At 67.4% G+C, this 14312-nt stretch carries 14 protein-coding genes and 1 tRNA gene; 13 read left to right on the top strand and 2 right to left on the bottom strand.

Annotated features, from left to right (window positions below; genetic code table 11):
- The first annotated feature begins 39 nt into the window (after positions 1-39).
- Together NLI89_RS13450 and NLI89_RS13445 are read left to right on the top strand one after the other, a co-directional pair.
- The gene (locus NLI89_RS13450; RefSeq protein WP_439144513.1) at positions 40-918 is read left to right on the top strand and encodes an alpha/beta fold hydrolase; all 879 of its coding nucleotides are present in this window, start codon (positions 40-42) and stop codon (positions 916-918) included.
- Between the two features lie 374 nt (positions 919-1292).
- Complete coding sequence (locus NLI89_RS13445) at positions 1293-1772, top strand: RcnB family protein (RefSeq protein WP_254687473.1); 480 nt, start codon at positions 1293-1295, stop codon at positions 1770-1772.
- Positions 1773-1901: 129 nt separating this feature from the next.
- Here the strand turns inward: NLI89_RS13445 and NLI89_RS13440 are convergent, their stop codons facing one another.
- Positions 1902-3002, bottom strand: a complete 1101-nt coding sequence (locus tag NLI89_RS13440) for a DUF2332 domain-containing protein (RefSeq protein WP_254687472.1) — start codon at positions 3000-3002, stop codon at positions 1902-1904.
- 62 nt (positions 3003-3064) lie between these two features.
- Here NLI89_RS13440 and hisG point away from each other — a divergent pair, with 62 nt between their 5' ends.
- From hisG to NLI89_RS13385, 11 genes are all read left to right on the top strand, one after another.
- Positions 3065-3730 (top strand): ATP phosphoribosyltransferase, encoded by a 666-nt coding sequence (hisG, locus tag NLI89_RS13435; RefSeq protein ID WP_254687508.1) that lies wholly within the window; start codon positions 3065-3067, stop codon positions 3728-3730.
- Between the two features lie 124 nt (positions 3731-3854).
- Positions 3855-5150 (top strand): histidinol dehydrogenase, encoded by a 1296-nt coding sequence (gene hisD, locus NLI89_RS13430; protein ID WP_254687471.1) that lies wholly within the window; start codon positions 3855-3857, stop codon positions 5148-5150.
- Between the two features lie 210 nt (positions 5151-5360).
- A complete protein-coding gene (gene nusB / locus NLI89_RS13425) occupies positions 5361-5816 on the top strand; it encodes a transcription antitermination factor NusB (RefSeq protein ID WP_056488135.1) in 456 nt (151 codons plus the stop codon).
- Positions 5817-5931: 115 nt separating this feature from the next.
- A complete protein-coding gene (thiL, locus tag NLI89_RS13420; RefSeq protein WP_254687470.1) occupies positions 5932-6825 on the top strand; it encodes a thiamine-phosphate kinase in 894 nt (297 codons plus the stop codon).
- A gap of 91 nt (positions 6826-6916) precedes the next feature.
- Positions 6917-9073, top strand: a complete 2157-nt coding sequence (locus NLI89_RS13415) for a sodium-translocating pyrophosphatase (protein ID WP_254687469.1) — start codon at positions 6917-6919, stop codon at positions 9071-9073.
- 159 nt (positions 9074-9232) lie between these two features.
- A complete protein-coding gene (locus tag NLI89_RS13410; protein WP_254687468.1) occupies positions 9233-10708 on the top strand; it encodes a DNA-methyltransferase in 1476 nt (491 codons plus the stop codon).
- Positions 10709-10936: 228 nt separating this feature from the next.
- Positions 10937-11155 carry a translation initiation factor IF-1 gene (gene infA, locus NLI89_RS13405; protein WP_031441079.1) on the top strand — a complete coding sequence of 73 codons (219 nt, stop codon included), beginning with the start codon at positions 10937-10939 and terminating at the stop codon, positions 11153-11155.
- An 82-nt stretch (positions 11156-11237) separates the two neighbouring features.
- Complete coding sequence (locus NLI89_RS13400; RefSeq protein ID WP_254687467.1) at positions 11238-11804, top strand: Maf family protein; 567 nt, start codon at positions 11238-11240, stop codon at positions 11802-11804.
- Positions 11797-12756, top strand: a complete 960-nt coding sequence (locus NLI89_RS13395; RefSeq protein WP_254687466.1) for a ribonuclease — start codon at positions 11797-11799, stop codon at positions 12754-12756. The genes NLI89_RS13400 and NLI89_RS13395 overlap by 8 nt, the downstream gene beginning before the upstream one ends.
- The gene (locus NLI89_RS13390; RefSeq protein WP_254687465.1) at positions 12753-12926 is read left to right on the top strand and encodes a DNA gyrase inhibitor YacG; all 174 of its coding nucleotides are present in this window, start codon (positions 12753-12755) and stop codon (positions 12924-12926) included. Before NLI89_RS13395 ends, NLI89_RS13390 begins: the two co-directional genes overlap by 4 nt.
- A 53-nt stretch (positions 12927-12979) precedes the next feature.
- Positions 12980-13055 (top strand) — tRNA-Phe (locus NLI89_RS13385).
- Between the two features lie 178 nt (positions 13056-13233).
- On the opposite strand, the gene NLI89_RS13380 is transcribed toward NLI89_RS13385, so the two are convergent.
- Entirely contained in the window at positions 13234-14301 is a 1068-nt protein-coding gene (locus NLI89_RS13380) for a 5-(carboxyamino)imidazole ribonucleotide synthase (protein ID WP_254687464.1), read from the bottom strand.
- Positions 14302-14312 lie beyond the last annotated feature (11 nt).

The raw sequence follows: 14312 nt of genomic DNA, 5'->3' as shown, positions 1-14312 counted from the left end.
GTAGGCCCTCCCCTAACCCCTCCCGCAAGCGGGAGGGGAATGATGTCGAACCTGCAACGCATCGCGTTATCCACGGGCATAGAACTCGACGTCGCGATCACGGGAGACCCGGCGAACCCGCCCGTCATCCTCCTCCACGGCTTCCCCGAATCGCACCGCACCTGGCGCGCCATCGCCCCCGATCTCGCCCGCGACCATTACGTGATCGCCCCCGACCAGCGCGGCTTCGCCCGATCGTCGAAGCCCGAGGGCGTCGACAGCTACACCCCCGACAAGATCGTCGCAGACCTGATCGCGCTCGCCGATCACCTCGACATCGACCGCTTCACGCTGGTCGGCCACGACTGGGGCGGCGCGGTCGCGTGGATGGCGGCGCTGCGCCACCCCGAGCGCGTCGCCAAGCTCGTCATCATCAACGCCCCCCACCCGCTCGTCTTCCAGCGCACCATGTTCGACGACCTCGAACAGCGCGCCGCCAGCCAGTATATCCGCGCCTTCCGCAACCCCGATCTCGAACAGCACATCGAGTCGATCGGCCTCGAAACCTTCTTCGACACGAGCTTCTCGAAGCACGCCGATCTCGCCGCGATGGCCGAGGACAAGGCCGCCTATCTCGACGAATGGGGCCAGCCCGGCGCGATCACCGCGATGCTCAACTGGTACCGCGCCAGCGCGATCGTCGTCCCCGCAATGGACGAGACGCCCCCCCGCCCCGCGTTTCTGGATGCACCGTTTCCGCCGACCGCGATGCCGGTGCTGGTGATCTGGGGGATGCAGGACAGCGCGCTGCTCCCCAGCCAGCTCGACCTTGCCGCGTATGTGCCGGACCTGACGATCGAGAAGATCGACGCGGGCCATTTCGTACCGTGGCAGAAACCGGACGCGGTGATCGCCGCAATGCGCCGCTGGGGAATCTGACCACCCTCTCGATCCTCCCCCGCCAGGGGGAGGTGGCTGGCTCTTGCCACACGGAGGGGGAGGACACGGAACCGGGGTTGGCGCCCCACCCCGCCCAACCGTCATCCCAGCGAAAGCTGGGATCTCATGGTGGCGGGTGCTGCGACCCGAATGGGGAGATCCCAGCTTTCGCTGGGTGACGGATGAGGCGGGGACGGGACTGGCAGGGCATTTACGCGGACGCCGAACCGCGTGAGCTATGTCGCGTAACGAACCACGAGCGAACCTTCGCCACCTGTCTGAATCCTGACCACCACATTCCGCGATCGTTCAGCGGCGCGGGAGCAAAACCCCTTGCATGCCGTTGATTCGGCACCGAACACAGGAGAGCAGTCATGCGTAAGATGATCCTCGCGGCGGTTGCCGCAGCCACCCTCGTCCCCACCTTCGCCACCGCGCAGAGCTATGGCGAAGTCCGCCGCGACCAGCGCGAGATCCGCGAAAGCCAGCGCGACCTGCAGCGCGCCCGCCGCTACGGCGACCGCGGCGACATCCGCGAAGCCCGCCAGGAACTGCGCGAAGACCGCCGCGAAGCGCGCGAGGACTGGCGTGACTATCGCCGCACCCACGGCAACCTCTATCGCCGCCCCGCCTATGTCGGCCCGCGCGGCTATCGCTATCGTCCGGTGACCGTCGGCTATCGCTTCGCACCCGTCTATTACGGCCGCAACTACTGGATCAACGACTATCAGACGTATCGCCTGCCCCGCCCGGGCTTCGGTTACCAGCGCTGGGTGCGGTATGGCCGCGACGTCGTCCTGGTCGACACCCGCTCGGGTCGCGTGGTGCAGGTCAACAACGGCTTCTTCTACTGAGCTTGGAAGGCCCGGGAGCAATCCCGGGCCTTCCGGTTCCCCCGCGCAGGCGGGGGCCCAGGATCACAAACGCTATCGCGCGTTACCCTGGGCTCCCGCTTCCGCGGGAGAACGGCGAAATAAGTCGGCTCACTCCTTCTCGTACGCCCCGCGCCGCATGACGTAATCGCGCGTCTCGTAGGGCGGCGCGAGGCCCTCGACCCAGGCGCCGTGCGCATGCGTCAGCGCGACCAGTTCCATCGGCCGATCGCCCGGCCAGCCGCGGACACGGACCTCGTGGCGATGCAGGTCGCGGTTCGGCTCCATCATCACCCAGCCGAGCGGCCGCTCGGCCGTCGCCCGCGCCCCCGCCGCCTCCATCGCGACGCGGATCCGCTCGCGCGAGGCCGCCGGCAGATACTGCCACACGACCGAATGCATCAGCACGCGCGTGACGCCCTCGGGCTGCGGCTCGGCCAATCGCGCCTCGACCCAGTCCGCCGCATCACCTTCGACGAGATCGACGCCGCCCTCGCGCACCATCGCGATCGCCGACGCTAGCCGCGCCTGCCGCTCGACCGCATCGACCCAGACATACCCCTCCAGCCGAACCCCTGCCGCTGGATCGGACAGATCGAGCGGGTGGATATCGACCCCGCGGGCCGACACGATCTCGACCGGCGCGACAGGCGGCGTCTCACCGCGCCATTCGGGCCGGATCGCCACCGGCGACTCGCTCGGCCCGGCCGTCACACCGCCCAGATCGAACCGATAGCGATCGATCAGCAGGTTGAGCCCGGCGCTCGATCCGATTTCCAGCACGTCGATCTTCGGCCCGTAGCGTTGCGCGAGATGCAGCAGCCCGGTCATCAATCCGGCCGACCGCCCCGCCTCGTTGGTCTGCGGCGGGCCGTCGAGCCACGGCAGCAACGCCGCATCGTGCCTGACGAGGGTCGCCTTCAGCGTTGCGGTTACGACCGTCGGATCGGTTTCCTGCCCGGAGAACACCGCCGACAGTCGCGGATCCGCGCCGGCCCGGTGCAACGCGTGCAGCCCGCCCACCAGCCGCAACGCCAGCGCGTCCGCGACCGGCTCACCCGGCCAGTCGAGCGCCTTTCGCCCCGTCTCGCTGTCTCGATCGAGCGCCTCGGCCAGCGCGGTGCAGACGCGCGCGGTGATAGGCGCGTCCATCGCGGTGCAATAGCCCGCCTGGATACGGAAGCAGTCGCGGTTCGCGGTTTCATCGGCCATGCGCCATGTTGTTGCACCCGCCGGGCCCCACCCGTAAAGCCCGGCGCGTGTCCGATTCCCAGATCATCCCCCAAATCATCATCGCCGTCCCCAAGGGACGCATCCTCGCCGAGGCCCTGCCGTTGCTCGCGCGCGCCGGCGTGCATCCCGAAGCGTCGTTCTCGGACGAAAATTCGCGTGCGTTGCGGTTTGCGACCAACGATCCGGCGATCTCGCTGATCCGGGTGCGCGCGTTCGACGTCGCCACCTTCGTCGCGCACGGCGCTGCGCAACTCGGCATCGTCGGCTCGGACGTGATCGCAGAGTTCGGCTATTCGGAATTGTATGCGCCGGTCGACCTCGGCATCGGCCATTGCCGCCTGTCGGTCGCCGAGCCCGCCGAGATGGCGGCGCAGGACGATCCGCGCGGCTGGAGCCATGTCCGCGTCGCCACCAAATACCCGCATGTGACGGCGGCGCATTTTGCTAGCCGTGGCGTCCAGGCGGAGTGCGTGAAGCTCAACGGCGCGATGGAACTGGCACCGACGCTGGGTTTGGCGCCGCGGATCGTCGACCTCGTGTCGTCGGGCCGCACGCTGAAGGAAAACGGCCTGGTGGAGGTCGAGACGATCATGGAAGTCACCAGCCGCCTGGTCGTCAACCGCGCCGCGATGAAGACCCGCAGCCGGGTGGTCCCGCTGGTCGAGGCCTTCCGTCGCGCCGTCGAGACGCAGGAGATCGCCGCATGATGACCAACCTTCTGCTCCCCTTCCGCTTGCGGGAGGGGTCGGGGGAGGGCACGCCCGCCCCGATCGTGACGTGCGAGGCTATGTCATCCCCTCCCCTGACCCCTCCCGCAAGCGGGAGGGGAATGTGATTCGCCTTTCCACCACCGACGCGGACTTCGCAGACCGTTTCACCGCGCTCGTCGAGGACCGTCGCGAGTCCGACGCCGGCGTCACGCAGGACGTCGCCGCGATCATCGCCGCCGTCCGTCGCGACGGCGAAACCGCGCTCCGCGATCTCACGCAGAAGCACGATCGCCACGATCTCGAGACCACCGGCTGGCAGATCGACGCGGCCGACTGCAAGGCCGCGTTCGACGCGCTCGACCCCGACCTGCGCAGCGCGCTCGAACTCGCCGCCACCCGCATCCGCGCCTATCACGAGAAACAGCGTCCACTCGATAGCGACTCGGTCGACTCAGCGGGCGTGCGGCTCGGCGCACGCTGGTTGCCCGTCGACGCTGCCGGCATTTACGTCCCCGGTGGGCGTGCCGCGTATCCCTCGTCGCTGCTGATGAACGCGATCCCCGCCAAGGTCGCCGGTGTCGGCCGCCTCGCGATGGTCACGCCGACCCCGGACGGCCAGATCAACCCGCTGGTCCTCGCCGCCGCGCATCTCGCCGGCGTCGACGAAGTGTGGCGTGTCGGTGGCGCGCAGGCGGTGGCCGCGCTGGCCTATGGCGCCGGCCGGATCGAGCCGGTCGACGTCGTCACCGGCCCCGGCAACGCCTGGGTCGCCGAAGCCAAGCGCCAGGTCTACGGCGTCGTCGGCATCGACATGGTCGCAGGGCCGAGCGAGATCGTCGTCGTCGCGGACGCGCTCAACGACCCCGAATGGACGGCCGCCGACCTGCTCAGCCAGGCCGAGCATGACCCTTCGACACAATCGATCCTGTTTACCGACGACGCAGCGTTCGCCGACAAGGTCGTTGCCGCGGTCGATCGCCAGTTGCGCGACCTCGCCACCGAAGCGGTCGCGCGCGTCGCGTGGGACGACAACGGCGCGATCATCGTCGTCGATACGCTCGCCGACGCGATCCCGCTGGTCGACCGCCTTGCCGCCGAGCATCTCCAACTGGCGATCCCCGACCCGCAAGGATTCTTCGACCGCATCCGTCATGCGGGCTCGGTGTTCCTGGGCCGGTACACTCCGGAAGCTATCGGCGATTACGTCGCGGGTCCCAACCACGTCCTCCCCACCGGCCGTCGTGCGCGGTTTGCCAGCGGGCTGTCGGTGCTCGACTTCATGAAGCGCACCAGCTTCCTGGCGTTGGACGAAGCGGCGTTGCGCGAACTCGGCCCCGCCACGGTCGCGCTCGCGAATGCCGAGGGTCTTCCAGCACACGCAAAATCAGTGGCGTTGCGGCTTCGGCTCAACAGTTAAAGTTGTTCACGCGAAGGCGCAAAGGCGCGAAGATGTTGTCCTGCGGCGCAGCCGCTGCGCAATCATATCCAGCGTTGTAAATAAGACCGCTACGCGGAAGGCGCATCATCTTCGCGCCTTTGCGCCTTCGCGTGAACAAACCTTCTTCCCGTTCCGCGCGAAACGCAAAGGGCTGACACACACGCCCCCCGCGCCTACAGGCAACCGCTTATGACTCGAACCGCCCCCCGCACCAAGGCGCGTGCCGCCGCTCGCCTCGCCGCCGTCCAGGCGACCTACCAGCACGAGATGGAGGGCACCGCGATGCCCGTCCTGTTGAACGAATTCCACCAGCACCGCCTCGGCGCGACCATCGAAGACGTCGAATATGCCGAGGCCGACGTCGATTTCTTCGACGACCTGGTCACCGGCGCCAACGCCCGCGCCGGGGAGATCGATGTTTTGATCGAGGGCAAGCTCGCCAAGGGCTGGACGCTCGCCCGCCTCGACAAGCCGATGAAGGCGATCATCCGCGTCGGCACGTACGAGCTGCTGGCGCGCAAGGACGTGCCGGTCGCCGCGGTGATCAGCGAATATGTCGATGTCGCGCATGCGTTCTACGACAAGCGCGAGTCGGGGTTTGTGAACGGATTGCTCGACGGGATCGCGAAAGAGGTGCGCGCCTGACGGACTCCCTCTCCCCTCCGGGGAGAGGGTCGGGGTGAGGGGCAGCCAAGCAGTGCTCCGCCCGGAACAGCCCCTCACCCCAGCCCTCTCCCCGGAGGGGAGAGGGAGCAGTAGAATGACCGAAGCCGAGTTCATTGCTGCCTTACGCCGCCTCCCGCTTCATCCGGCCGCGCGTAGCTTGGCCGACGACACCGCGCTACTGGACTGTGGCCCGTTCGTCGTCACCACCGACACCCTCGTTGAGGGCGTGCACTTCCTCCCGACCGACCCCGCGCAGGACGTCGCGTGGAAGCTGGTCGCGACCAACCTCTCCGATCTCGCTGCCAAGGGCGCGAAACCCGAGGGTATCCTCCTCAATTATCCGCTCGGCGATGACGCATGGGACCGGGCGTTCCTCGAAGGCCTGGCCAATGTCCTGACGGCCTTCGACACAAAAATTATCGGCGGCGACACCGTCACGCTACCCCCGAACGCGCCCCGCATCCTCACCGTCACCGCATTCGGGAGCGACGCCGCCGCCCCCGCCCGCAACGGCGCGCGAGGAGGTGATGCGCTCTACGTCACCGGGACGATCGGCGACGCAGGCGCGGGACTCGCGATCGCGCGAGGCAAGGACGGTCCGCCGGAGTTGCTCGCCGCCTACCGCCGCCCGCAACCCCGCCTGACGGACGGCCGCCTCCTCGCCCCCCACGTCCACGCGATGATGGACGTGTCCGATGGCCTGCTTATCGACGCCGCCCGCATGGCGCGCGCCAGCGGCGTCGCGGTCACGATCGACCTAGCCCGCATTCCCCTCTCCGACGCCTACCGCGCCTTCTCGGGCGACCGGCTGGCCGCGGCGACGGCCGGCGACGACTACCAGCTCCTCTTCGCTGCACCGCAAGATTTCGTCACCGACGCGACCCTCGTCGGTACGTTCTCGGCCGGCTCCGGGCTCACGCTCCACGACTCGGGCAAGCCCGTCCCGCTCCCGCCAAGTCTAGGCTACGAGCACGCGCCGCGCGGATAACTTGCGCAATGCCCCTGCACTGATAGGTTCCCCGTATCGGGATTCGGCAAAGTCGAGACCGGAGAGGACCTGAAAAGAGGGATAGCGCCGTATGACGATCGTCTATTTGGCCATGATCTGCGGCGTGATTGCCGTCCTGTACGGCTTCGTCACCAGTCGACAGGTGCTCGCCGCGTCCCCCGGCAACGACAAGATGCAGGACATCGCCGCCGCCATCCAGGAGGGCGCGAAGGCCTATCTCGGGCGGCAATACACCACGATCGCGATCGTCGGCGTCATCGTCGCGGCGATCCTTCTCTTCACGCTCGGCATGATCTCGACGATCGGCTTCGTCATCGGCGCGGTCCTGTCGGGCGTCGCGGGCTATGTCGGCATGAACATCTCGGTCCGCGCCAACGTCCGCACCGCAGAGGCCGCGCGGACGTCGCTGCAGGCCGGGCTGACGCTGGCGTTCCGCTCGGGCGCGGTCACCGGCATGCTCGTGGCGGGCCTCGGCCTGCTCGCGATCAGTGCGTTCTTCTGGTACCTCACCGGTCCCGCAGGCCACGCGCCCAACGACCGGATCATCGTCGAGGCGCTCACCGCCCTCGCGTTCGGCGCGTCGCTGATCTCGATCTTCGCGCGGCTCGGTGGCGGCATCTTCACCAAGGCGGCGGACGTCGGCGCGGATCTGGTCGGCAAGGTCGAGGCCGGCATTCCCGAGGACGATCCCCGCAACCCCGCCGTGATCGCGGACAACGTCGGCGACAATGTCGGCGACTGCGCAGGCATGGCCGCCGATCTGTTCGAGACCTACGTCGTCACGCTCGGCGTCACGATGATCTCGATCGCGCTGCTGATCCAGGCGAGCGGCGCCGAGCTGATGCGGCTGATGACGCTCCCGCTGCTCGTCGGCGGGGTGTGCATCGTCACCTCGATCATCGGCACCTACATGGTGCGGCTCGGCAAGGGCTCGATCATGGGCGCGCTCTACAAGGGCTTCTTCACCTCGACGATCCTGTCGATCCCGGCGATCTACCTCGCCACGCAGTACGTGCTCGGCGACCTCCACCGCGTGATCGGCGGCGCAGGCTTCCTGGATCCGGCCACCGACGACCTCACGACGCAGGCCGCACCGTCGCTGACGCAAAGCTTCACCGGCATGGACCTGTTCTGGTCGATGATGATCGGCCTCGTCGTCACCGGGCTGATCGTGTGGATCACCGAATATTACACCGGCACCAACCACCGCCCGGTCCAGTCGATCGCCAAGGCGTCCGAGACCGGCCACGGCACCAACGTCATCCAGGGGCTGGCGATCAGCCTCGAATCCACCGCGCTGCCGACGCTGGTGATCGTCGTCGCGGTGATCGTCGCGTACCAGCTTGCCGGGATCATCGGCATCGCCTTCGCCGCCACCGCGATGCTCGCGCAGGCCGGCATGGTCGTCGCGCTCGATGCGTACGGCCCCGTCACCGACAATGCCGGCGGGATCGCCGAGATGGCCGGCCTGCCCGACGACGTCCGCCAGCGCACCGATGCGCTCGATGCGGTCGGCAACACCACCAAGGCGGTCACCAAGGGCTATGCGATCGGCTCGGCCGGGCTCGCCGCGCTTGTCCTGTTCGGTGCGTACACCACCGATCTCGCGACGTACTTCCCCGACGTCACGGTCGATTTCAGCCTGTCCAACCCGTACGTCATCGTTGGGCTGCTGCTGGGCGCGCTGCTCCCGTACCTGTTCGGCGCGTTCGGCATGACCGCCGTCGGTCGCGCGGCCGGCGCGGTCGTCGAGGAGGTCCGCGAGCAGTTCCGCAACAACCCCGGCATCATGCTCGGCACCAGTCGCCCCAACTATGCGCGCACCGTCGACCTCGTCACCAAGGCGGCGATCCGCGAGATGATCGTGCCCTCGCTGCTGCCGGTGCTGTCGCCGCTCGCCGTGTATTTCATCATCACCGCGGTCGCGGGCCAAGCCGCCGGCTTCGCCGCACTTGGCGCGATGCTGCTGGGCGTGATCGTCTCCGGCCTGTTCGTCGCGATCTCGATGACGAGCGGCGGTGGCGCGTGGGACAATGCGAAGAAATACATCGAGGACGGCCATCACGGCGGCAAGGGATCCGAGGCGCACAAGGCCGCGATCACCGGCGACACCGTCGGCGATCCCTACAAGGACACCGCCGGTCCCGCGGTGAACCCGATGATCAAGATCACCAACATCGTCGCACTGCTGCTGCTCGCGGCGCTGGCCGGCGGCGGCGTGGGGTGACCGCATGGAAACGATCCGTCGTCCCTAGACCATAAGGCCTCGGGACGACGGTCGCTTCGGCGGCGGTGTTCGGGCAAGAGCTCCGGAACGGAGCTGATTTCCTGCCGCCGGATGCATCTGGCTTGGACGCGTGCGCCGCCGCCCCCGCATCGTCCACGGATGCGCAACCGTCCTGAAAACCACCTCTTCTACGGCGACAACCTCGCCGTCCTCCGCAAGGAAATCGCCGACGAGAGCATCGACCTGATCTATCTCGATCCGCCGTTCAACTCGAACGCCAATTACGGCATCCTGTTCAAGGAGCCCGACGGCAAATCCTCGAATGCGCAGATCGAGGCGTTCGAGGACACCTGGCACTGGAACGACACCGCCGAGGACGCCTTCGACCAGGTCGCGCGCAGCGGCAACATCAAGGCGTTCGACCTGCTGAACGCGATGCGCGGGTTCCTCGGCGACAACGACATGATGGCGTATCTGGCGATGATGGCGGTCCGCCTGCTCGAACTGCACCGCGTGCTCAAGCCTACCGGCAGCCTGTATCTCCACTGCGATCCGACCGCGAGCCATTACCTGAAGCTGCTGCTCGACGCGATCTTCGGCAAACGCCATTTCCAGAACGAGATCATCTGGAGCTATCGCCGCTGGCCCTCGGTATCGCATCGATTCCAGCGGATGCACGACTGCCTGCTGTTCTACACGAAGCGGGAGACCGGCAACCTGTTCAATACGCTCACCGTGCCGCCTTCGCCGAGTTCGCTAAAGCGGTGGAAGGGTGCGATGCAGAAGGTGACCTTCACCGCGGAGGGCGCGCGCAATCCGACCCAGGAATCGGGGATCTCGCTGGGCGTCGCGATGAACGACGTCTGGGACATCCCGATCATCGCACCGGTCTCGAAGGAGCGGCTCGGCTATCCCACGCAAAAGCCGGTGGCCCTGCTCGAACGGATCATCGCCGCGTCGTCGAACGAAGGCGATGTCGTGCTCGACCCGTTCTGCGGATGCGGCACCGCGGTGCACGCCGCGGAAAAGCTCAAGCGGCAATGGATCGGGATCGACGTCACGCATCTCGCCATCTCGCTGATCGAGAAGCGCATGAAGGACGCGTTTCCTGCGGTCACCTTTACGGTCGAGGGCACGCCGAAGGATCTCGCCTCGGCGTGCGACCTGGCATTGCGCGACAAATACCAGTTCCAGTGGTGGGCGGTATCGATGGTCGACGCGCTGCCGTTCGGCGGAAAAAAGAAGGGCGCGGACGGCGGGATCGACGGGCTGATCTATTTCAACGACCATGATCCCGCGTCGGGCAAAATGGTGACGCACCGCGCGATCGTCTCGGTGAAGGGCGGGCTCAATCCCGACACCGCGATGGTCGAGACGCTGGCCGCGACGATCGCGCGCGAAAAGGCACCGATCGGCATCCTCATAATGAACGCCAAGCCCACCCGCGAGATGGAGCGCCGCGCGGCCGCGGTCGGGATCTATCGCGCCGGTGTCGACGAGACGTTTCCGAAGCTCCAGATCCTGACGCTCGCCGACCTGTTCCAGGGCAAGCGACCGCGCATCCCCAACGTCGACCGCGCCGCCTTCCGCCGTGCGGCGCGCGAGGCGACGGCCCATCAGCCGAGCTTGCTGTGACCGCGCGTGAATGCCGTGATCGAACCACCGCCCGTCATCCTGACGAAAGTCAGGATGACGGAGCGCAGCACAGCGCTCTTGTTTCCATCATGTCGGACGACGATATCCACGTCTCGATCAACGGCCACGGGCATGACGCCTTTGACCGCGCTTCGGCCGTGCTTTCCTTTTTCGCGAACCTGCGGTAAGGGCGCTCGTCCCGAAATTCCCCCAATTCAGAGATTATATTTGGCCAAGGAAGAACTGCTCGAGATGCGCGGCCGCGTGGTGGAACTCCTCCCCAACGCGATGTTCCGGGTTCAGCTCGAAAACGACCACGAGATTCTCGGTCACACCGCCGGCAAGATGCGCAAGAACCGCATCCGCGTGCTGGTCGGCGACGAGGTGCTGTGCGAACTCACCCCGTACGATCTGACCAAGGGTCGCATCACCTACCGCTTCAAATAAGCCCGTGGGCGTCTCGGCGCCCACTGCTTTACATCAAGACGTGGGCGTCTCGGCGCTCGCCGCTTCTTATCACGAGGCACCTGTGCTGGTCCTAGCCTCTTCCTCGCCCCGCCGCCGCGATCTGCTCGTGCGGCTCGGCGTCGTGCCGTCGCGCGTGGAATCTCCCGACATCGACGAAGCGCCGCGCAAGGCCGAACCGCCCCGCGCCTACGCGCTTCGCCTCGCGGTCGAGAAGGCCAGCGCCGTTGCGCGTGCCGAGGGTGAGATCGTGCTTGCCGGCGACACGACGATCGCGCTCGGCAGCCGCATCCTGCCGCCCGCCGACACGCTGGAAATTCAGCGCGACCTGCTCGGCAAGCTGTCGGGCCGGCGTCACCACTGTCTGTCCGCGGTCTGCGTGATCGACGCGGCCGGCAAGGTCCGCACCCGCATCTCCGACACGATCGTCGCGTTCAAGCCGCTCTCCCCCGCCGAGATCGACGATTATCTCGCGTGCGGCGAGGGGCTGGGCAAGGCCGGTGGCTACGCGATCCAGGGCCGCGCGGAGGCGTTCGTCCGCTTCCTGTCGGGCAGTCATTCGGGAGTCGTCGGCCTGCCGCTGTTCGAGACGCGCGCATTGCTGAAAACGGCTGGCGTCGCGCTTGCCTGATACGGGGCCTGAATGGCTCTACGAAGCCGGCATCGGCGAAGCGCGCGCCGCGCTGGTGGACGACGATCGGATTATCGAAGCCGCGATCGAACTCGACAGTGACGCGCTCAAGGTCGGCCTGATCGCCCGCGCGCGACTGGTCGAACTCTTGCCCGGCCGTCGTGGTCGCGTCGCGCTCGAAGGCGGCGAGGCGTTGATCAACCATCTCCCCCCCGGCATCACGCAGGGCGCGAGCCTGACCGTCGAGATCGTCCGGGAGGCCCTCCCCGAAGCCGGCCGTGCGAAATTCGCCAAGGCCGTTCCCAGCGATCTGCCGCCGTGCCCGGCTCCGACGCTGTACGAGCGCCTCATCGCGACCGGCCTGCCCGTCCGCAGCCCCCGTGCGCACGAACCCGACGCGCTGGAGGCGGCGGGCTGGTCCGAGCTGCTCGACGAGGCCGTGAGTGGCGAGATCGTCTTCCCGCTCGGCGCGCTCCGCCTCTCGCCGACGCCGGCGATGACTCTGTTCGACGTCGATGGCGCGCCGCCGCTCGACACGCTCGCGATCGCCGCCGCGCATGCCGTCGCCCGCGCGCTTCGCCGACACGGCATCGGTGGCTCGATCGGCATCGATTTCCCGACGTTGCAGGGCAAGGCTCAGCGCAACGCCGTCGCCGCCGCGATCGACGAATCGTTGCCGCAGCCGTTCGAGCGCACCGCGATGAACGGCTTCGGCTTCCTGCAGATCGTCCGCCCCCGCCCCCGCGCGTCGATCCCCGAGATCCTCCGCAGCGATCCGGTCGGTGCAGCGACCCGTGCAGCGCTCCGCACGCTCGAACGCACCCCACCGACCGCCTCGCGGCGCCACACTTTGCCTGTGGCCGTCCATGCACGCCTGATGACGCGCGCCGACTGGCTGGCGGAACTCGCGCGTCGCACGGGCGTCGTCCACGAACTGGAGAGTGCCCGATGACAACCGTCAAATGCCCGATCTGCGACCAGCCCGCAGTGCCTGAATACAAGCCGTTCTGCTCAAGCCGACACCGCGACCGCGACCTGTTGCAGTGGCTCGGCGAAGGCTATCGCATTCCCGGGCGGCCAATCTCGCAAACGGGGCTGGACAGCGCCGAAGACCCCGACTAAACGCGCCCTTCCGATCGCAAGGTCGGACGCTTCTCCGGTCCCAGACCGGACGTGCCCGGATAGCTCAGTTGGTAGAGCATGCGACTGAAAATCGCAGTGTCGGCGGTTCGACCCCGTCTCCGGGCACCATTTCTCTTCATATGATTTGAGTGCGGGTTCATCCGCATAGGCGCTTACCGCCCCCCAACCCGTTCGTGCTGAGCGTAGTCGAAGCACCTTCACTTGGGGCACACCCTTCGACTTCGCTCAGGGCGAACGGAGGGAGTCTCGAACGAAATGGGCGGGGTAGCCCTCTGATGGGGAGCCTTTAGCGGCGGACCCGCGTGACGTGGCCCATTTTCCGTCCCGGTCGGGCAATGCCCTTGCCGTAAAGGTGCAGGTGCGCGCCGGGTTCGGCCAGCACTTCCGCCCAGCGATCGGCATCGTCGCCGATCAGGTTCTCCATCGTCGCTTCGCGTCCGGTCAGCGTCGTCGCGCCCAGCGGAAGGCCGCAGATCGCGCGGATGTGGTTTTCGAATTGCGAGCATTCGGCGCCTTCGATCGTCCAATGCCCCGAATTGTGCACGCGCGGTGCCATCTCGTTGAAGACCGGGCCGTCGGCGCCGACGAAGAACTCGCACGCCAGCACGCCGACATAGTCGAGTTCGGCGGCGATCCGTTCGGCGAGCGCTGCGGCTTCGTCGGCCTGGGCCAGCACGGCAGCGGGTGCGGGGACGGTGGAGTGGCGGAGGATCGCATCCCGGTGGACGTTGAGCGGCGAATCATATCGTGCCGTGCGCCCGTCGTGGCCGCGCGCGATCAGGATCGAGAATTCATGCTCGAAAGGGACGAACGCTTCGAGCACCGCGGGGCCGCCGATGGCGTCCCACGCGGCTCGCGCGCCGTCCGGAGCGTCGATCTTGACCTGCCCCTTGCCGTCATAGCCGAAGCGGGCGGTCTTGAGGATGGCGGGGGTGCCGATCGCCTTCAGGCCCACCTGCAGGCTTTCGAGGCTGTCGACCGCAGCCCATGGTGCCGGACGGCCGCCGACGCTCTCCACGAAGCGTTTCTCGCCGATCCGCTCCTGCGCCACGCGGAGGGCACGCGGGCTCGGGTGGACGGGAACGCGGTCTGCGAGCCATTCGACCGGGTCGACGTCGATGTTCTCGAACTCGTAGGTCACGACGTCGCAGGCATCGGCGAAGTCGGCGAGCACGATGCGGTTGTGATAGTCCGCGCGCGTCATCGTCGAGGCGGACTGCGCGGCGACGCTCTCCTGGTCGGGCGCGAGGATATGCGTGTGATAGCCGAGCTGCGCCGCGGCGGTGGCGAGCATACGGCCGAGCTGGCCTCCGCCAAGGATGCCGATGGTCGATCCGGGGGGAAGCGGCGTCATGCTCTGGTCTT

Origin of the sequence: Sphingomonas faeni (genome assembly GCF_024273235.1) — a bacterium.
Taxonomy (GTDB): Bacteria; Pseudomonadota; Alphaproteobacteria; order Sphingomonadales; family Sphingomonadaceae; genus Sphingomonas; species Sphingomonas faeni_A.
This window is presented reverse-complemented; position numbering and strand designations above follow the sequence as displayed.

Bases quoted from the DNA above. Each gene is read 5' to 3' on its own strand.
- NLI89_RS13450 (WP_439144513.1), top strand. From the start codon at position 40: ATGATGTCGAACCTGCAACGCATCGCGTTATCCACGGGCATAGAACTC.
- NLI89_RS13445 (WP_254687473.1), top strand. From the start codon at position 1,293: ATGCGTAAGATGATCCTCGCGGCGGTTGCCGCAGCCACCCTCGTCCCC.
- NLI89_RS13440 (WP_254687472.1), bottom strand. From the start codon at position 3,002: ATGGCCGATGAAACCGCGAACCGCGACTGCTTCCGTATCCAGGCGGGC.
- nusB (WP_056488135.1), top strand. From the start codon at position 5,361: ATGACTCGAACCGCCCCCCGCACCAAGGCGCGTGCCGCCGCTCGCCTC.
- thiL (WP_254687470.1), top strand. From the start codon at position 5,932: ATGACCGAAGCCGAGTTCATTGCTGCCTTACGCCGCCTCCCGCTTCAT.
- NLI89_RS13415 (WP_254687469.1), top strand. From the start codon at position 6,917: ATGACGATCGTCTATTTGGCCATGATCTGCGGCGTGATTGCCGTCCTG.
- NLI89_RS13410 (WP_254687468.1), top strand. From the start codon at position 9,233: ATGCGCAACCGTCCTGAAAACCACCTCTTCTACGGCGACAACCTCGCC.
- NLI89_RS13390 (WP_254687465.1), top strand. From the start codon at position 12,753: ATGACAACCGTCAAATGCCCGATCTGCGACCAGCCCGCAGTGCCTGAA.
- NLI89_RS13380 (WP_254687464.1), bottom strand. From the start codon at position 14,301: ATGACGCCGCTTCCCCCCGGATCGACCATCGGCATCCTTGGCGGAGGC.